The organism is Acinetobacter sp. MD2(2019) (assembly GCF_035615615.1).
GTDB lineage: Bacteria > Pseudomonadota > Gammaproteobacteria > Pseudomonadales > Moraxellaceae > Acinetobacter.
Map to the genome: position 1 here is coordinate 82151 of NZ_VTDU01000010.1, position 19855 is coordinate 102005.

16 protein-coding genes are annotated in these 19855 nt (G+C 40.9%); 9 read left to right on the top strand and 7 right to left on the bottom strand.

All coding sequences use genetic code 11. The features are described from left to right. Positions 1-211: 211 nt before the first annotated feature. Together I2F62_RS07335 and kdgD are read right to left on the bottom strand one after the other, a co-directional pair. Positions 212-1792 (bottom strand): aldehyde dehydrogenase (NADP(+)), encoded by a 1581-nt coding sequence (locus I2F62_RS07335; RefSeq protein WP_324626367.1) that lies wholly within the window; start codon positions 1790-1792, stop codon positions 212-214. Between the two features lie 28 nt (positions 1793-1820). After that, on the bottom strand, positions 1821-2732 hold the full coding sequence (gene kdgD, locus I2F62_RS07340; RefSeq protein WP_324626368.1) for a 5-dehydro-4-deoxyglucarate dehydratase: 912 nt from the start codon (positions 2730-2732) through the stop codon (positions 1821-1823). A gap of 277 nt (positions 2733-3009) precedes the next feature. Here kdgD and I2F62_RS07345 point away from each other — a divergent pair, with 277 nt between their 5' ends. The 7 genes from I2F62_RS07345 to I2F62_RS07375 all read left to right on the top strand — a co-directional run bounded on the left by I2F62_RS07345 (position 3010) and on the right by I2F62_RS07375 (position 11626). Next, entirely contained in the window at positions 3010-4290 is a 1281-nt protein-coding gene (locus I2F62_RS07345; RefSeq protein WP_324626369.1) for an MFS transporter, read from the top strand. 38 nt (positions 4291-4328) lie between these two features. Next, entirely contained in the window at positions 4329-5159 is an 831-nt protein-coding gene (locus I2F62_RS07350; protein WP_324626370.1) for an NAD(P)-dependent oxidoreductase, read from the top strand. Continuing rightward, positions 5143-6009 carry an SMP-30/gluconolactonase/LRE family protein gene (locus tag I2F62_RS07355; RefSeq protein ID WP_324626371.1) on the top strand — a complete coding sequence of 289 codons (867 nt, stop codon included), beginning with the start codon at positions 5143-5145 and terminating at the stop codon, positions 6007-6009. Before I2F62_RS07350 ends, I2F62_RS07355 begins: the two co-directional genes overlap by 17 nt. After that, positions 6009-6890 (top strand): aldose 1-epimerase, encoded by an 882-nt coding sequence (locus I2F62_RS07360; protein ID WP_324626372.1) that lies wholly within the window; start codon positions 6009-6011, stop codon positions 6888-6890. The genes I2F62_RS07355 and I2F62_RS07360 overlap by 1 nt, the downstream gene beginning before the upstream one ends. Positions 6891-7198: 308 nt before the next feature. Next, positions 7199-8497, top strand: coding sequence for a glycoside hydrolase family 28 protein (locus I2F62_RS07365; protein ID WP_324626373.1), 1299 nt, complete (start codon positions 7199-7201; stop codon positions 8495-8497). 506 nt (positions 8498-9003) lie between these two features. After that, entirely contained in the window at positions 9004-10551 is a 1548-nt protein-coding gene (gene garD / locus I2F62_RS07370; RefSeq protein ID WP_324626374.1) for a galactarate dehydratase, read from the top strand. 193 nt (positions 10552-10744) lie between these two features. Further along, complete coding sequence (locus tag I2F62_RS07375) at positions 10745-11626, top strand: DMT family transporter (protein ID WP_324626375.1); 882 nt, start codon at positions 10745-10747, stop codon at positions 11624-11626. Positions 11627-11712: 86 nt separating this feature from the next. On the opposite strand, the gene I2F62_RS07380 is transcribed toward I2F62_RS07375, so the two are convergent. The 4 genes from I2F62_RS07380 to I2F62_RS07395 form a co-directional block, all read right to left on the bottom strand. Then, positions 11713-14802 (bottom strand): efflux RND transporter permease subunit, encoded by a 3090-nt coding sequence (locus tag I2F62_RS07380; protein WP_324626376.1) that lies wholly within the window; start codon positions 14800-14802, stop codon positions 11713-11715. Then, complete coding sequence (locus I2F62_RS07385) at positions 14799-15929, bottom strand: efflux RND transporter periplasmic adaptor subunit (RefSeq protein ID WP_324626377.1); 1131 nt, start codon at positions 15927-15929, stop codon at positions 14799-14801. Before I2F62_RS07385 ends, I2F62_RS07380 begins: the two co-directional genes overlap by 4 nt. A gap of 90 nt (positions 15930-16019) precedes the next feature. Next, on the bottom strand, positions 16020-17207 hold the full coding sequence (locus tag I2F62_RS07390; RefSeq protein ID WP_324626378.1) for a sensor histidine kinase: 1188 nt from the start codon (positions 17205-17207) through the stop codon (positions 16020-16022). Further along, on the bottom strand, positions 17204-17896 hold the full coding sequence (locus I2F62_RS07395) for a response regulator transcription factor (RefSeq protein WP_324626379.1): 693 nt from the start codon (positions 17894-17896) through the stop codon (positions 17204-17206). Before I2F62_RS07395 ends, I2F62_RS07390 begins: the two co-directional genes overlap by 4 nt. Positions 17897-18015: 119 nt before the next feature. Here I2F62_RS07395 and I2F62_RS07400 point away from each other — a divergent pair, with 119 nt between their 5' ends. Then, entirely contained in the window at positions 18016-18813 is a 798-nt protein-coding gene (locus tag I2F62_RS07400; RefSeq protein ID WP_324626380.1) for a MipA/OmpV family protein, read from the top strand. 239 nt (positions 18814-19052) lie between these two features. On the opposite strand, the gene I2F62_RS07405 is transcribed toward I2F62_RS07400, so the two are convergent. Then, the gene (locus I2F62_RS07405) at positions 19053-19535 is read right to left on the bottom strand and encodes a hypothetical protein (protein WP_324626381.1); all 483 of its coding nucleotides are present in this window, start codon (positions 19533-19535) and stop codon (positions 19053-19055) included. A 198-nt stretch (positions 19536-19733) separates the two neighbouring features. On the opposite strand from I2F62_RS07405, the gene I2F62_RS07410 reads away from it, so the two are divergent. Beyond that, the coding region (locus tag I2F62_RS07410; RefSeq protein WP_324626190.1) for a transposase at positions 19734-19855 on the top strand (122 nt) is incomplete at its 3' end.

A 19855-nucleotide genomic window follows, 5' to 3' on the forward strand; every position in this document is an offset into this window, starting at 1 on the left:
ATTAAAAGTTAGAAAAATGAATAATTTATTTTACTATAATATTTTAGTTACGTCATGAAACTTAGATTTTTTAAGCATTAAAGACGATAGATGGCAGCTTCTAATAACGTAATAAACATCAAGGATAGATTCGCTAAATAAAAAGTGGACCGATACGAAACCGATCCACTCGTATAAACCCATTTGGACTTATCTTAAACCATACGCAGGTTTAGTCCTGTGACACAGAGCCATTTACCAAACGATTGATTTTCAGTGGATTACCATCTTTTAATGCCTCAGGCAAAAGCGCCTGTGGTGTATTTTGATAGCAGACTGGACGTAAGAAGCGCTCGATGGCTCCTGTTCCAACTGAAGTACCACGCGCATCGCTGGTTGCAGGGAATGGACCACCATGTACCATCGCATCGCTGACTTCTACCCCTGTTGGGAAGCCGTTAAACAACACACGGCCAGCTTTACGGGTAAAGAGTTGCAATAATGGTGCCGCCTCATTTGCATCTGCATCATCCATAATAATGGTTGCAGTCAATTGACCTGCCAATGCTTCAATACCTTGCAACAAGGTTGCTTGATCATCTACCGCAATTACAATTGACACAGGGCCAAAAATTTCATGCTGTAATTTTGGATTACCCGAAAGTAATACGCTTTGATCTGCTTGAATTAAATGTGGTTGTGCTTGAGACACCAAGCTTGCCGCTTGACCTTGAGCAATCACTTCAAAACCAGCTTCCGCTTCAAGCGCTGCTAAACCTTGCTGATAACTTTTTAAAGTTCCTTGGTTCAACATCACTTGTGGTGCAGCTTGTGTTGTGCTTTCAACCAGTGTAGCAACAAACTGGTCAAATTCAGGGCTTTTCACACCTAAAATTAAACCCGGTTTGGTACAGAACTGACCACAACCCATGTTGAATGATGCCACAGTATCTTGTGCAATTTTTTCACCACGTGCTTTTAAGGCATTTGGTAAAACTACAACAGGATTCACACTCGACATTTCAGCAAAGAATGGAATTGGCTGTGGGCGGTTTTGTGCAAGGCTAAATAATGCCATGCCACCATCTAATGAACCGGTAAAACCAGCCGCTTGAATCAGAGGATGCTTAACTAAGTCTGCACCAACACGACTACCAAAAATCATGTTGAACGTACCGCTTGGCATTCCACAAACCACAATAGCTTGCTCAATCGCTTCTGCAACCAATTCAGCCGTGGCCATATGACCTGAATGTGCTTTAAACACGACAGGACAACCTGCAGCTAACGCCGCAACAGTATCGCCACCCGCTGTAGAAAATGCCAATGGGAAGTTACTTGCACCGAACACCGCTACAGGACCAACACCCACTTTATATTGACGCAAATCTACACGCGGTAAAGGTTTACGCTCAGGCAATGCAGTATCAATACGCGCACCATAAAAATCGCCACGGCGCAGCAGTTGAGCAAACAAACGTAGCTGTCCAGTCACGCGGCCAGTTTCGCCTTGCAAACGTGGCAAAGGCAAGCCTGTTTCTAAAGAAGCAACTTCTTGTAATTTCGGACCAAGCGCTTCAATTTGCACTGCAATTTCTTCTAAAAATTCGGCACGTTGCTGCTGTGTCGTATTTTGATAAGTTAAAAATGCCTGATGTGCCGCTTCAGCTGCTTGGTTTACCTCTTCTAAAGTCGCTTGACTAAACAGATAACCTGTTGGTTGATAATCTGTTGCATTAATACTTTCTAAAGCAGGTGCATGGGTCGCAACGCGCGAACCATTAATAAACTGTTGACCATTGTTCTGGCTCATCTTTGCCTTCCTTTATCGAGTGATGGACTTATTGTGGACCTAAAGTCGCAATAAGCTCAGCTAAATCTTGGTAATCTTGTGGCGTCATGTCACTTAATGGCGGACGTACTGGACCTGCATCATGACCTACAATTTTTGCACCCGCTTTGATCATACTTACAGCATAACCTGATTTACGATCACGGATTTTAATTAACGGCAAGAAGAAGTCTTTGATGAGGCGTTCAGTCGTTGCATGATCTTCACTGCGAATAGCGTTATAAAACTCCATTGCCGTTTTTGGCATAAAGTTAAACACTGCAGATGAATATACAGGACAACCTAACGCTTTGTAAGGTGCAGCAAAAATTTCAGCGGTTGGTAACCCACCCAAGTAAGACAGACGATCACCAAACGTGCGTGTAACCGCAGTCATCATGTCAATTTGACCTGAACTGTCTTTAAAACCGATCAGGTTCGGACACATTTCAGTTAATTTTGCAATTGAATCAACATTCAATCTAGACACACTACGGTTGTAGAAGATCACACCAAAATCTACAGAGTCACACACTTGACGTACGTGTTCGATAATACCCTCTTGACTACCTTCAGTTAAGTAGTGTGGCATCAATAGAATACCGTGAGCACCTAAACGCTCTGCTTCTTGTGCATGTGCAATTGCTTGACGTGTTGGACCACCCGCACCGGCAATAATTGGCACTGTACCTTTACAGGTATCGACAGCAGTTTTAATAATTTGTGAGTATTCTTCGCCCACTAAAGAGAAGTATTCACCTGTACCACCGGCAGCAAACAATGCACTTGCGCCATAAGGAGCAAGCCATTCAAGGCGTTTTTGATACGATTTAGCGTTGAAATCGCCATTTTGATCAAAGTCGGTAACTGGGAATGAGAGTAAACCGTCAGATACAATTTTTTTTAGTTCAAGAGCGTCCATGATATTGCTTTCCTCAATGAAAAAGTGCTTGTTATAAGACATCATATCTCATTATTTTGTGATTGCAACCCTTTTATTCCTAATTTTTCAAGCATACTCGACTATAGTCTTATATGCACACATAAGATTAAACCAATCAAAATAAAAAACATATAAAACAATTATTTATAAAAAAACCACTAAGCATATTTTTTATTAAATCATATTGAGTTCAATATACAATTTGTATATCCTAATCATAGGACATCATACATCTAATGATATAAAGGAAAATATCATGAAAATAAGAGGACTCCGTTGGTGGATGATCGGCTTAGTTACGCTAGGCTTAGTCACCAACTATTTAGCACGCAACACCCTGTCTGTATCTGCTGCAGACATGATGGTTGATCTGAACGTTTCCACACAACAATATGCCTATATCGTCACCGCATGGCAGCTTTGTTATGCCTTTATGCAACCGATTGCAGGTTGGATTGTCGACTTTTTGGGGACAAAAGCCGGTTTTGCAATTTTTGCTTTTGCTTGGTCTATTGTGTGTATGTTGCCAAGTTTGGCAACGTCTTGGCAAGGTTTCGCATTCTTCCGTGGTTTACTGGGAATTACCGAAGCAGCAGGCTTACCTGCTGGGGTAAAAACTGCCACAGAATGGTTCCCAGCCAAAGAACGTTCAGTTGCCATTGGTTGGATGAACGTGGGCGCAAGTTTTGGGGCAATGCTTGCACCGCCAATTGTGGTTTGGGCAATGTTCCATGGCGGCTGGAAAATGGCCTTTGTTGTGGTCGGGCTTATTGGGATCATTTGGTCAATTTTGTGGGTTATTTTTTACAAACACCCTCAAAAGCACCCATCTCTCAGCACCGAAGAACATCAATATATTGTTGACGGTCAAGAACAGCGTTTCCAAGACGTTGAAGAAAGCACGGATGCGCCGAAACAAAACACATGGAAAAATATTTTCAAAAACCGAAATATTTACAGTATCTTAGCGGCTCGTTTTTTAACAGAACCCGCTTGGCAAACCTTTAATGCTTGGATTCCTTTATATTTAATGACCCAACGTGGCATGAATATTAAAGAAGTGGCTATGTTTGCCTGGTTACCATTCTTAGCAGCAGACTTAGGTTGCGTACTCGGTGGTTACCTCAGCCCATTTGTAATTAAACACTTCAATGTGTCTATGGAAACTTCACGTAAAGTGGTGATGATGTTTGGTTCACTATGTATGATTGGCCCTGCATGTGTCAGCCTTGTGGCAAGCCCTTATGCAGCCATTGCATTACTCTGTGTGGGTGGTTTTGCACATCAAACCTTATCTGGCGCGCTTTATTCCATTACCTCTGACTCTTTTGGTAAAAAAGAAGTGGCAACAGCAACAGGCATTGGCGGTATGTCTGGTTATTTAGGTGCAGCAGGCTTTACCTTACTGTTTGGTTTACTTGTAACCCAAATTGGTTATGGTCCATTGTTTGCTATCCTTGCAGGCTTCGATATTTTCGCAGCAATCTTGGTTTGGTTAAGCGTAAAAAGCTTTGCTGAACTGAAAGTAGCCAAATAAATTCACGCGTCATTATTAGCATTATTAAGGAAAGTATCATGCATGCTTCAACTCATTTTCATCGAATTCTATTGACTGGTGCTGCAGGCGGTTTAGGCAAAGTTCTACGCCAACGCCTACAAAAATATGCCCAAGTCATTCGATTATCGGATATTAGCGAAATTGTCGATTTAGATGATACCAATGAAGAGATTCGCTTGTGTGATCTTTCTAGTAAACAAGCTGTACATGACTTAGTTGAAGGTGTCGATGCCATCATCCATTTTGGTGGTGTTTCTACCGAACATTCTTTTGAAGATGTGCTTGGCCCCAATATTTGTGGTACTTACCATATTTATGAAGCGGCACGTCAACATGGTGTAAAACGCGTGATTTTTGCCAGTTCAAATCATGTGATTGGTTTTCATCAACGCGGTGAAACCCTAGAAACAGATTGCTTACGTAAACCAGATGGTTACTACGGTTTATCTAAATCTTATGGGGAAGATTTAGCGACTTTTTACTGGCATCGTTACGGCATTGAAACTGTGAGTATTCGTATTGGTTCTGCATTCCCTGAACCAAACAACGCACGCATGTTATCGACATGGTTACATTATGACGATTTAGAGCAACTGATCTTTAAAAGTTTAACTGTGGCGAATGTTGGACATACCGTGGTATTTGGCGCATCGAATAATGCCAAAACGTGGTGGGATAATACTGGTGCAAGTCACTTAGGTTATCAGCCACAGCACAGTGCCGACCCTTATACGCAAGCTGTAGAAAGTCAAAATCCACCGGCTGCCGACCCCGGCATTCAATATCAAGGTGGTGGATTTACCGAAGCTGGCCCATTTGAAGATGTTCGCCATGTCAGCCCAGTTTGAGATTATTGCTAAAGCAGTCAACATGACGGGCGAAAGTCCGTCATGGTCTGCAAGCGAACAACGCTTATATTGGGTGGATATTACCGATAAAAAAGTTTATCGCTGGCATGAAACAACAGGCGTTCAGCATTGGGATACGCCGCAAATGGCAGGTTGTCTGATGCAACATGCCGATGGCAGCTTTAAACTGTTTCAAGAAGATCAAATATCAAAATTAGTCTTTCGCCAAGATGAATTGAGCATTGAAACAACGCAACAAATTCAGCACCCCCACCCTCATTTACGTTTTAACGATGGTTGTGTTGATCGCCAAGGTCGTGCATGGATTGGTTCCATGCATATCCAAAATAATGGCAGTTTGGTGGGGACACTGTATTGTGCTGAAAACGAGCAATTACATTCGCGTATAGAAGGACTTGCCACGCCAAATGGTCTGGCGTTTAGTCCAGATGGTCGCACCATGTATTTATCCGACTCGCATCCAAGTATTCAAAAAATTTGGGCTTTTGATTACGACACTGATGATGGGCAGTTATCGAATCAGCGTATTTTTGTCGATATGCAGCAATACTCAGGACGTCCTGATGGCGCAACGGTAGATACCGATGGCTGCTACTGGATTTGTGCAATTGATTCAGGCTGTGTACTGCGCTTTTCGCCACAAGGTGAATTATTAATGCAGTATCAGTTGCCGATTAGTAAACCAAGCAAATGTATTTTTGGTGGTCGCGACCTCAAAACGTTATTCGTGACTTCGTTAAAACCAGAACATGCAAATGAATTTGATGGCAGTGTATTTGCCATTCAAACGCCTTATCAAGGCATCCATGAAGCACAAGTGAAACGCTAATGTCGCCATTCATTCAACTCCAAGACCAATACACGAAGCTTACCATTGCCCCCGAACTTGGTGGGGCAATCACCCGTTGGCAACGTGTAGAGGATGGATTTGATTTACTGCGCCCATTAACGCTTGAACACCTCATTCAATCGACTGTAACTGCGCGGCAATCGGCTGCATTTGCACTGATTCCATGGTCAAATCGTATTGCTCAAGGTGGTACAAACACGCCAAATGGATGGTTTGAATTACCTGCAAATACCATAGACTCTGCGTTTGCCATGCATGGCAGCACGTGGCAACAGGCGTGGCAAGTGCTTGAACAAGATCAACATCATCTGCGTTTGGTCTGTGAAAGTAAGTCCCCTGTTCATCTTCGGGTCGAACAACAAATTCAATTACACGATGGTTGCTTAACGCTAAATTTTCATCTCACACATTTAGATGAACGACCATTCCTACATGGTTATGGCTGGCATCCATTTTTTTATCGCAATGAATACACTCAACTTCAAAGCCAAGTTGGTCAGATGTGGCATCGTGATGAACAAGGTTTATCTACCCATGAAGCAGATTTACCATGCGATTTAGACTTTAACACGATCCACACCCTACCCGAGCGCTTAGTCGATCATGCTTTTTCAGGTTGGCAAGGTCGCTGTCGCATTCAACAACCCGATTTAGGCTATGAACTCGAATTAACCAGCCAAGATGCTGCGTATTTAATTATGTATCTCCCGTTAAAGCAGCCATTTTTTTGTTTAGAGCCAGTCAGTCATCCTATTAATGCGCATCATTTGCCGAATCAACCTGGACTGAAATACTTAAAGCAGAATGATGAGCTGACATGGCAAGTCAAATTGCAATATAAGATCATTTCTGCATCATAATTTTAAGCATTTGACTGTACTTAAAAATAGATCACATAAAATAAAAATATTTTTTAATAGAATATTGAATCCTAAAAAATACAGTTATATGATGTCTTATGATAATAAATAAGTCTGCGTTTTAAATTAATTAAACCTTAATTTTAATACGGTAATCTTTATTATCTTTGCTAAAAAACAAGGATGCCAACTGAATTATATTTTTCAAATATCAGGTTGCAATTTGTTATTAAGGACTTAAATATCGATAAATCTATCGATATTTTTTAGCTTTTAAATAAGTTAAATCATAGACAGGAATGTTCAACATGAAATTTAATTTTATCATCCCAAGTGCATTATTTTTTATTGGTCACAGCGTATATGCTGCAAATATTTGTTCCCCTGAACCGACCAATCAGGATGCAACAGAAATTATTCAAAATGCATTGAATCATTGTCAAAATAACGTAGTTCAATTAAGAGCCGGCACATGGTTCAGCGGCCCACTCAACTTACCCAGCAACACCACGTTAAAGCTAGATAAAAACAGTGTTTTAAAAGCAAATAAACAAAAAACCTTTAAAGCTGCATATATTCAAAATGCTGCACAAGCTGGCGAAGCACTTTTATTTGCGTCACATGCACACAATATTCGCATTATGGGTGAAGGCACGATTGACGGACAAGGTCAAAGCGACTGGGCAACTGCATTACGTTTAAAAAAGCAACTGAGTCAGGGAAATTACACTGAATTTCAAAAACTGTTCCCGAATGTGCCACCTTCTAACGGCATGCCAAGACCATGGTTATTCGAGTTTGACCACGTAGAAAATTCAAGTATAGATGGGGTGAAATTTATTAATTCACCAATGTGGACTGTGGTTATTCGGAATAGTAACGACATTAAAATTAAAAATGTTTCCGTTTACAATCCACCAAGTGCGCCAAATACCGATGGCATCGATATTGTTTCATCGAAAAACATTCGATTATCGAATGTAGATATTACAACGGACGATGATAATATTGCAATTAAATCGGGATTAACCAAAACCGCATTAGGTGCAATGGGAATGAGTGAAAATATTGATATTGACCATGCGCGCATTGGTTTAGGTCATGGCTTATCGATTGGTAGTGAAACAGTTTATGGCATTCGAAATGTGAAAATTTCAAATGTTAATTTCCAAGGAACAGATAATGGTATTCGGATTAAATCTGCGCGTGACCGCGGTAATATTATAGAAAATATTTCTGCCGAAAATATTAAAATGGATCGAGTGACCTATCCAATTGTATTTACGTCTTTATACAGCAGTATGACTGGCGGATATAATAAAAACTTCCTTGTTCCAATTGCCAAACAAGCGGTGACCTCAACAACGCCAATTATGCGTAATATTAGCATTCGCCGTTTAACTGCCACAAACGCAGTGCAAGCCGGTTTAATTAGCGGCTTACCTGAATCGCCAATTCGCAATGTGTCATTACAAGATGTCCGAATTGAAGCAGATAACGGCTTACAAAACCGCTATGCAATCGGTTCACTTCGTAATGTGATGATTTTTGCAAAACACAGTGCCAGCACGCAAAATGGCCCACAGCCTAATTTAAAAGCCAATTAAATTTTTAATGACTGCGTGTGATTCAAATCAAGTAAGATTGAATCACATGTCGCCTTCAATATGAGTCAACGAATGATTTTGTCGCCCAAATGCATCTAGATCAAACAGCAACACCATGTTTTCCTTTGCATTTGAGCGGATACACCATTTTTAAGTAAAGCTATGTTTTTTGTTGGCCGCTTCAGTCATTCATCTAAAAAAAATAAGTCAGATTGCTCATTTATTTTTGCCTTTAGTATAACCTGTACGACTTTAGGCGAGATTGATAACGCATAGTTATAACCACATTTTAAAAATTAAAATAAATGCTTTAAAAACAACATAAAAACATAAAAAACCACAATTAAAAAAAGCTTAAATTTAATTTAAAATAGCGATGAAATTGCGAATTAAATAATTGCTAAAACGCACTTCATGTTATACGATGTCATACATCATAAAAGTAAAAATTTGGCTCATTTTGTCATCTTAAAAACAATGTGAACCATGCAGCTCAAGGACGAATCATGCAAAAGCCGCTTCTCATTCAAATCAAACCACAAGACAATGTTGCTATTGTTGTTAATGAAGGTGGTTTAGCGAAATCGACCTTTATTGAAGACCATAACATCACCTTAGTCGACGATGTTCCTCAGGGACATAAAGTCCTACTCAAAAGCCTAAAACAAGGCGAAGCCATTGTTCGTTATGGTGAAATTATTGGTTATGCCAATATCGACTTAAGTGTGGGCGCGTGGGTCAATGAAGCCGTTACCCAAATGCCAACAGCGCCAGAACTCGACTCACTGGAAATGGCGACCCGCCCTGCCCCGACTTTAGAACCATTAACCGGTTATACCTTTAAAGGCTATAAGAACAAAGATGGCAGCGTAGGCACCAAAAACGTGTTAGGTATTACCATCAGCGTGAACTGCGTTGAAGGCATTGTTGATTATGTGGTGAAAATTATTGAACGCGATTTACTACCAAACTATCCAAATGTAGATGGCGTGGTTGGTCTAAACCATCTTTATGGATGCGGCGTTGCAATTGATGCACCTGCGGCGATTGTCCCAATTCGCACCATTCACAACTTGGCATTGAATCCCAATTTTGGTGGTGAAATTATGGTGGTCAGTTTGGGTTGTGAAAAAATGCAACCCGAGCGTTTACTGAATATTAGCAGTGAAAACAAACGCATTCCGTTAGCAAGCGAAGATATTATTCAACTTCAAGATGAACGTCATAATGGCTTTGAAAGCATGGTGAATCACATTTTAGAAGTGGCTAAACAACATTTAGAAAAACTGAATAAACGTCAACGCGAAGAAGTCGACGCATCAAACTTAGTGGTGGGTATGCAATGTGGTGGTAGTGATGCCTTTTCTGGCGTGACATCGAATCCATCTGTCGGTTTTGCTTCAGACTTAATTGTACGTTGTGGTGGAACAGTGATGTTCTCTGAAGTGACTGAGGTTCGTGATGGTATTCACCTACTCACGCCTCGCGCAGCGACTAAAGAAGTCGCGCAAGACTTAATTCGTGAAATGAAATGGTATGATGACTATTTAGCTGCAGGCCAAGTGGATCGTAGTGCCAACACGACACCGGGCAATAAAAAAGGTGGCTTAAATAATATCGTAGAAAAAGCCATGGGTTCGATTGCTAAATCTGGAACTTCAGCAATTGTTGAGGTGCTCTCTCCTGGGCAAAAGCCAACCAAAAAAGGGTTAATTTTTGCAGCGACCCCTTCAAGCGATTTTATTTGTGGTACCCAGCAAATGGCGTCAGGCATTACCGTACAAGTCTTTACCACTGGACGTGGTACACCTTATGGCTTGGCCGCTGTTCCAGTCATTAAAATGGCCAGCCGCAACACCATTGCAAACCGTTGGTATGACTTAATTGATATCAGCGCGGGCGATATCGCGATTGGTGAAAAAACCATTGAAGATGTTGGTTGGGAATTATTTAAAATGATTTTACGTGTGGCCAGTGGCGAGCAGCTTACATGGTCAGACCGTTGGGGCATTAACAACTCATTAGCGGTTTTTAACCCGGCGCCTGTGACCTAAAATATCAGTTTGAATGGGTAACTGCCACACCTTCTAGATGAACTAGAGAGTGTGGCTTTTTATTTATCTCGATCACAAAAAATGGCTGATTTTATCTATCACATGTCAGTCGTCTAATTTCTTGAGCTAATTTTCACTCAATCTGAGAATTGCTGTTAGACTATAGTCGTCTTCCTATTCTTACTTTTTTATTATGCAAAGTATTGCACCAACCCAAGAAAACTCGGTTACCAAAGCGTTGTTGTGTTTAATGACCTCAGCCTTTTTGTTTTCTATTATGGGCGTTTGCATCCGTTTCGCATCTCATACTGTCGATAATGCAACCATCGTCTTCTTTCGTAATGCCGTTGGTTTGTTTATTTTTATTCCAATGCTGCTCAAACAAGGCTTAAGCTTTGTTAAAACCAATAAACTGTGGATGCATACTTGGCGTAGTCTGGTCGGGCTGACGGCAATGTATGGTTTTTTCTATGCCATTGCCAATTTAAAACTCTCCAATGCCATGGTGTTTAGTTATTCTTCGCCTATTTTTATTCCCTTAATTGCTTGGTTATTCTTAAAAGAGCGCATCACTAAATCTATGATTTTTGCTGCAGCCATTGGTTTAGTTGGCGTATTGTTTGTCGCAAAACCCGATCAAGGGATGTTTAATGCCTTATCTTTTATTGGTTTAGGTGCATGCTTCTTGTCTGCAATGGCTTTTGTTACGGTTCGCGCACTGACCAACACCGAACCACCCGAACGAATCGTTTTTTATTTTTGTATTTTTGGAACGATTATTTCCGCAATTCCAATGTATTGGCATTGGCGCGTGTTTACCGAAGGCGAATTGTGCTTATTAATTGCCGCCGGTATTTTAGCCAATATTAGCCAATTATTTATGTCTTATGCATATAGCCTCGCACCTGCCGGACAAATTGGCCCAATGAATTATATTGCGATTGTTTTTGCCGGAATTTGGGGCTTTATTTTTTGGCATGAACTACCAGATACCTTTAGTATTATTGGCATTCTAATTATTATTTTTGCAATTGTGCTGTGTAATCCTGCCATTCAAAAAAGATTTTTTTCTTAATTCCCTAGATAAAACCCGCACAAAGATGCGGGTTTTATCTATAAATAATAAGAAGATAGAAAGATATAATTTAGAGAAGATGAATTTTAGCGTTTTAGGCGCAAATATCTTTTAAATCTTTTCTCGAAATCGTTCATTATACTGATCAACACTGGTAATAAGGTTAATGTGAAGATGGTGGCCGCAACCAGCCCGCCAATCATGGCATAAGCCATCGGCCCCCAAAATACTTGCCTAGAAATTGGAATCATCCCCAATATGGCCGCACATGCGGTAAGTAAAATTGGACGACAACGATGCAATGCTGCCATTTTAATGGCTTGTTCAAGTACAACGCCTTGCTGTAAATGTCGGTCGATCTCACTAATTAAAATTACGGCATTCCGAATAATCATGCCACTAAGCGCAATAATGCCTAGCAAGGCCACAAAACCCATCGGTGTTGCGGTTGGCAACATTGCCATCACCACACCAATTAATCCAAATGGTGTAATAACAACGGCCTGTATGACTTTAGAAAATTGCTGTAATTGAATAAACAGTAAAATTAACATCAAAACTATCGTTATGGGTAAAATGGCAAATACTGAAGCATTGCCTTTTTCTGATTCGGCAACACTGCCTTTTTCTTCAATGGAATAACCAGCAGGTAAATGCGCACGCAGTTTTTCGACTTGGTTGGCAAATTTTTTCGACACAGTCTCAGCATTTAAATTCGTAGCAATATCGCTTTGCACCATAATAAATGGTAGGCGTTGTCTGCGCCAAATAATAGGATCATCCATGCCCCATTCAATTTGAGCCACCTGTTGTAAAGGAATTTTTTCGCCAGTCGCGTTGGTTAATTTCAGCTGTTTTAAAATTTCAGGTTGCTGCTCAGACTGCGCATCTGCTTTAAGCACCACGTCAATTAAATGTGTCCCCTGCCGTAATTGTGTAACCAATTGCCCTGAAAAAATAGTTGCCAGTTGTGACGTGATTTGTTCAGTACTTAACCCTGCGGCACGTGCTTGAATTTGATTAATATTGATATGAATCTGCCGTTGTGGTTCTCCTGAGGTCATATTCACTTCTCGGCTTTCAGGCTGCCGACTTAATTGCCCTGCAAGTTCACTGGCAATTGCTCTAACTGTATTCATATTTTCACCAGTGACCCGATATTTAATCGGCCAGCCAACAGGAGGCCCAAGTTCCAAAGGCGAAATACGCGTAATCAACTGGGGAAATTGTTGCGAAATGGTTTTTTGTAGCCATTGCTGTAATTTTTGACGAGATTCGAAATCCTTCGCAACAATTACCAATTGTGCAATGTTTTCATTGTCTAAAAGCACATCCATTGGCAGATAAAAACGCACCGCGCCCGAACCAATATAACTTGAATAATGATCAATTTCTGTACGCCCTTGTAAAAGATGCTCCAAACGCTGCACTTGTTCTTTAGTGGCTTGCTGGGTTGCATTTTGCGCTAAGGTTAAACTCACCAATAATTCAGACCGATCTGATGTCGGGAAAAACTCGCCTTTAAGTTGCGTTACGCCCAATAAGGCAAAAATTAACAACGCCAATGAGAGCAGCACTGCCCGCATTTTATGCTTCAATGCCGATGCTAAAATGTGCGCATAGCTTTTATAAAACCAATTATTATGTTGATGAGATGATGCCGAAAATTGCACTTTACGCATCATCCACGTTCCACACAGCGGTGAAAATAAGATGGCAACAAGCCACGAACTCAGTAATGCAATTAAAATAACCACGAACATCGAATAACAATATTCTCCAGCACTGGATGCAGCAAAACCAACCGGAATAAATCCACAAATCATCACTAATGTGCCAGTCAGCATTGGAAAAGCCGTGGTTTTAAATGCTGTTGTTGCGGCAATACGCAGAGTTTGTCCTTTTTCAAGCTCGGACACCATCGTTTCAACCGTAATCATGGCATCATCGACCAATAAACCTAAGGCGATAATCAGCGCACCCAAAGAAATGCGCTGTAAGCCAATGCCGGTCAAATACATGCCTAAAAAGGTCAATGCCAAAACCAATGGAATGGCAACAGCAACCACAAAACCGGGGCGTAAACCTAAAGAAAGAAATGAAACGGCAATCACAATCATCAAGGCTTCAAGCAACACTTGCAAAAATTCACCTACCGCGCTGTGCACAATTTGAGACTGATCGGCAACTTTGACCATATCCATTCCAACGGGCAATTGCTGTTGAATCTGTTGCATTGCTTGATTAACATCTTCACCAAACTTTAAAATATTGCCACCTTTGGCCATAGCGATTGCAAGCCCCATTGCCGGCTGACCATTGACATGAAATTCAGGTTGCGGTGGTGATTGACGTTCAACTGCAATATTGGCGATATCCGTCAATGCAATAAATTGCGAGCCAATATGTAAAACCAGGTGTTTTAAATCATCTTCATTTTTAAACGCGCCCGAAACCTGTAATTCCATCTGATCTTGACGGGTACGTAATGGAGCAATGGGGACGACACTGTTTTGCGCTTGAATGGCTTTCACCACATTCTCTAGATCTAAGCCCAAACTGGCAATTTTCTGCGGTGAAAAACGTAGAACAATTTGTGAATCTTGCACGCCAAGCACACTAATTTTGCCCATATTCGGAATAGATTGCAGACGTTGTTTGATTTGATCGAGCTTGTCTTGCAGCTGAATATTGGAAAAACCACGGTCGGCCACAAAACCATAAATGGTGCCAAAAGTATCATCGAATTCATCATTCACCATGGGGCCTTGCACATCTTGCGGTAGATTCACACGTACATCATCCATTTGATGGCGAAGCTTATTCCATAGCAAAGGCACCTGATTCGGCGGCGTATCGTCACGTAAATTCACAAAAATAGTGGTTTGCCCAGAACGGGTATAACTTTGCACATCATCCAAATCAGGTAAATCTTGAATTTTTTGTTCTAAACGATTGGTAACCAGATTTACCATGTCCTGATTATTGGCACCCGACCAACGTGCAGAAACCACCGCAGTTTTTATGGTAAATGAAGGGTCTTCATCTCTAGATAAATGTTGATAAGCCCATCCGCCGGCAAGCATAATCATCAACATCAAAAAAATCATGAATTGTTGATGCTGAATCGCCCAATCGGATAAATTAAAGCTGCGCAGTGGCATGTTAGATTTCATTGATTTGCCTCCTGCAAAGCGACTTTTTCACCTGAAATCAATTTATTCACCCCAGCTGTTACAACACGATCACCCGAATTCAGCCCTTGACGAACGTAAATATCATCTGCGGTGTAATGATCAATCTGTATTGCACGCAACATAAGGGTCTGATTGGCATTAACCACAAAAACCGCCGCTTTTGCCCCATCGCGTGTCAGTGCAGAGGCAGGAATTTTGATGGTTTGCGGCGCCGAAAAGTCATCTGTAGTCACACTTACAGCCGAACCCAGTGCCATTTGCGCAGGTACATCAATTAAAGATAATCGTACACGCCATGTTCGTGTATCGGGGTTGGCTTGTGGACTGATGTCACGCAAGGTGGCTTTTGCGCTAATGTTTGGATCGGAAATAAGCTGAACTCGCATATTTTTAAGCTGTTGCAAACTCAAGCGCTGACTTTCAGCCACTTGCATAACCGCATCACGGGTATCATTCGATGCAATCTCAAAGGCTTGTTGTCCAGCTTCAATATCCTGCCCGACATTCACGCTACGATTTAAAATCACGCCAGATACAGGGGCAAGCAGTTGGTTATAGCCCAAATTTTGTTGTGCATTTTTCACATTGGCGAGCAAACTTTGCTGCTTCGCTTGGGCCGAATGGTAACTGGCTTGCGCTTGATCTAATTCAGCTACTGAAATTGCACCAGTGTTGGCAAGTGCCTGCATTCTTTGTAAATTGCTTTTGCTGAGTTGGGTTGCAGTTTGAGCATCGGCCCAATTTTCACGCAGACTCTCTAGCTGATTTTTGCTTTCTGCATCATCTAAAGTGGCCAAAACCTGACCTGCTTTAACCTGATCGCCAATATCAGCATGAACTTGTAGTACCCGACCACCCAAACGAAAAGCCAGCAAGGTGTCAGTATGGGCAACAACTTCACCGATATATTGCGTTTGCGCTGTTTCGGTGTTCACTTTGGCAATGATGGTTTGTACTGGTCGTGGCTGTGGTGGTTCAGGCTTTTGTTGTGAACATGCGCTAATATGTAAGACCATCGCCACCGATAGCCCAATTTGACGCAGTGTTTTTGTTAATCGGGAAAAATCAAATGGCCTTTGGCAAGCCAAGGAATAAAATAACAACATAGATCACAACTCAAATCTGATGTTGTTATTACAGCAAGGCTAAATCGAGAGATATCCAATAATTTATCAAGATATTGTCAATTGCCTTGCTCAAAATCTATTTTTCTCACTATTTTTATTGAGGCTTAAACGAAATAATAATCCACCTTCTGGATGATTTTTCACGCTTAAACGTCCCTGATGCGCTTCAGCAATGGCTTTGGCAATAGATAAGCCCAAACCACTGCCGCCCGAATGGCGCGCACGGGAATGCTCTGCACGAGTAAAACGCTGAAAGATTTGTAGCAAAAATTCTTCCGAAACGCCTGCGCCATAATCTCGAAATTCTAAAGTCACTTCGTTAAATGTTTCGGTCGCTTGTATGCTCATCTTTTTTCCTTCGGCAGCGTAACGCAAGCTGTTTTCTAGCAAAATGCTGATGAGTTGACCCAACCGGAAGGGATCGGCACTGACATAAAGTACAGGATTGATAGCATTGTGAATAACAAAGTCCAATTGCAAACAATCGGGTTGTAACCAGTTCATGCGTTCCGCCAAAATGTCATGCAAACAACAGGATTGTAGATTCAAACTTAATTGATTGGCATCGACAAGGGATAAAAAATGTAAGTCACCAATCAACTGATTTAAATGCTGCATCTGCCGCATTAATAAATCTAGTTGCTGCGGTTCTAGCGGAAACACACCATCGCGCATGCCTTGTAAACGGCCAATTGCTGCGGTAAGTGGTGAACGTAATTCATGTGCAAGCGCCACATGCGAATGGCGTAATTCTTTTTCATAGCGCGCCAACTGCTGCGCCATCGTATTAAAATCATGTGTTAATTGCAGTAATTCCTCTGGCGCTGCTTTTTCTTGCGGTGCAACCACGGAGAACTGCCCTTCACTCACCGACTGCGCCGCTTGTGCAAGATGACTAAATTGAAGCGCTAAAGGTCGTGCTGCGCGAAGGCCTAAAATCACCATGACAGGAATCACCACAATGACCAAGATTGCCAATAAAGTCCAATCGGTTGAGTTAATAGAAGGATCTGAAAAAGCAGGCCCAAACCAAGTATCGACCAAATAGTGAAACCGCGGCGAATCTGTCCCTGAATGATGACGTAAATATAAAAATTCTTGTTGAGTTGCCGCTGGCATTTGCCTGAGCACCCACCAATTTAAAAGGTAATAGCGCAACCACATGCACAGTGCAATCAGCACGATACTACCAATTGCCAACGAAAGAATCCGTAGGCTAAACCAGCGCCATAAACTGTGTGGCTTGGTATGATTCATGGCGATGCAAACCGATAACCAATGCCACGAACATTAATCACCACGCCAAGCAAGCCTGCGCTTTCCAGTTTTTTTCTTAAATTATAAATATGTGTATCGACCACGCGCTCAAGTGCATTGCTTTCAGGTGAACAAACTTCTAAAAGTTCAAATCGGGTAAATACTTTGAGTGGCGAACGCACCAAACTGGTCAGTAACTGAAATTCGGTTGGGGTTAAATCGAGAAGATGGCGTGTCATCTCATTTTCAATTATGGCGGTCATGGCCACACCATCAACACTTAGGTTTTGATATTTTAAAATTTCAGCACTATCCCGCACGGGCTTTAAACGCCGCAAAACAGCCTGTACACGTGCCATCACCTCGCCGGGATGATATGGCTTGACCACATAATCGTCTGCACCATAACGAAGTGCGCCAATCTTATCGCTGGCATCACCCATTGCTGTGAGCATAATTACAGGGATATCGGTCTTTCTGCGTAGCATTGAGAGAACTTCTGTGCCATTCATCAGCGGTAGCATAACATCGAGCAAGACGATACTCGGTTTCATCCGCAAAGCCATATCTAGGCCTTTTTTACCATCGTAGGCAATCAATACATCAAAATTTTCACGTCTTAAATATGCTTCAAGAATACTGGCCGCATCCTGATCATCTTCAATGATTAATGCTGTTTCTTTATTCACTTTGATTGCCTTGACACATTCTTGAATATTTCCTGAATGTCTATTGATACACAACAGATAAAGTTATTTAAATTGATAAAACTATAGCAACCTGTTGAACTCAGGTGAAGAGGAACTTAATGCAATTTCAACCACAAATCTACTGTTTTGTACTGAGCATAATTTTCTGCTCACTCTCAAATGCACAAGATACTCAACAAAGCGATGCAGATGCCGATCAATCTCCCAATCTAGTTGGCGTGGTTGTTCAAAATTCACCGCGTTATTCGGGAAGTAAAGATGACTATTATCAAATACTTCCACTTATTCAATATCGCTATAAAGCCTTTTTTGTCGATACGCAAAAAGGCATTGGCTACGATTTACCAGCCAGTAATGGGCTGTATTTAGAACATAGTTTAGGTTACGACCTTGGACGTGATGATAAAAACTCGAGCTGGAGAGAGGGTTCAAACCGACTAAAAGGTTTGGGGCAGATTAAAACCAGTCTAAATACTGCAATTGCGGTGGGTTGGCAAATTCGTCCGTGGCTGATTCCAGAAGTTAAAGTGACACTACCACTCACACACAACCAAGGTTCACAACTTCAAGCATCGCTAACGGTGGTTCCGCTTCAGACCAAACACAATACCGTGGTATTACAAGGCACAATACGCGCTGCGGATGCACGTTATATCAATACACATTATGGCGTTACGCCACAGCAAAGTGAGGCCAGTGGCTTTTCAAGCTATCACACTTCAAGTGGGCTGATAGATTCCGAGCTGAATCTGAATTGGATTCACCAATTTAATGCAGATTGGGGAATTTTTACAGGCGTGACTTATTTAAGGTTAGCAGACCATATTCAAGCCAGCCCGATTATTCAACAGCGCAATCAACTGATTTCAAATATTGGTTTGAATTATAGTTTTTAGATTGAGCTAATTTTAGATCATCATCTTCATAAAACTGGCGTTATATTGAAATAAGACATACTGAAGAATACACATTTTAAGTGGATGAATTCTAGATCATTCATTCACTTGAACACTCACGCAACACTAAAACCAATTAATTTCAAACACTTAATTAATAGATGTTTCAAATCATCTTTGAACCTGACCATACTCAGTCAAGGAGAATTTTTGAAGGTTCAACGTCACGATAATGCAAATTATTTTTCACCAACTGGCGGGGCAAATTTATCTGTTGGGTAATTCTTTAACTGATCAATTACTAACGGAAGATCATGCTTTATTACTTCATATTCTTCCTCAGGTAAATTATAAGCTGCATTATATCTATCTAAATCAAACCATTCTAAAACTTGCATGGCTAAAGGTTGAAAATCTGATGGAAGATAGTCATGTGCTAAAAGAAATTTTGACCATACTAACCAAGCAATTGGTAATCGGCAAGCATACTTGGTTAAGTTTTCCATCTGGTTATTAGACCCATAAAACCAATATTTAATATGCTTGTGCGCATCTTTTGATAATCTTTTTTTAAACAGTCTAGCATCAACATACATATATAAATCATCTAAATATCCTGTATATACTCCCCCATATTCTTCATCTATTAAACTGATATCTATTTCACATTGTATATAAACATTTTCATACAACACTTGAGTCAATTCAAAATCCTTAAACATTATTTATTCCCTATATTAAAAGTTGAAGAAGTACGAAACTGGCTTAGAATTTAATTTTTTACTACATCATGATTTCTTTGTTTCTAGTTATTTCAACACTAAATCTATTGAATCGACAATTTAGAATGGTAATGCTCCCGCAAATTAAGCGAGTTTAAAAGTAGAAAATCGATTAACCTTTGTCCAAGGAGATTTTCTATGAAAACATCAAAATATTCAGACAGTTTAATCATGAGTATTTTAAAACAAGCTGAATCTGGCACGCCTGTACCGAATCTTTGTCGTGAACACGGTATGAGTACGGCAACGTTCTACAAATG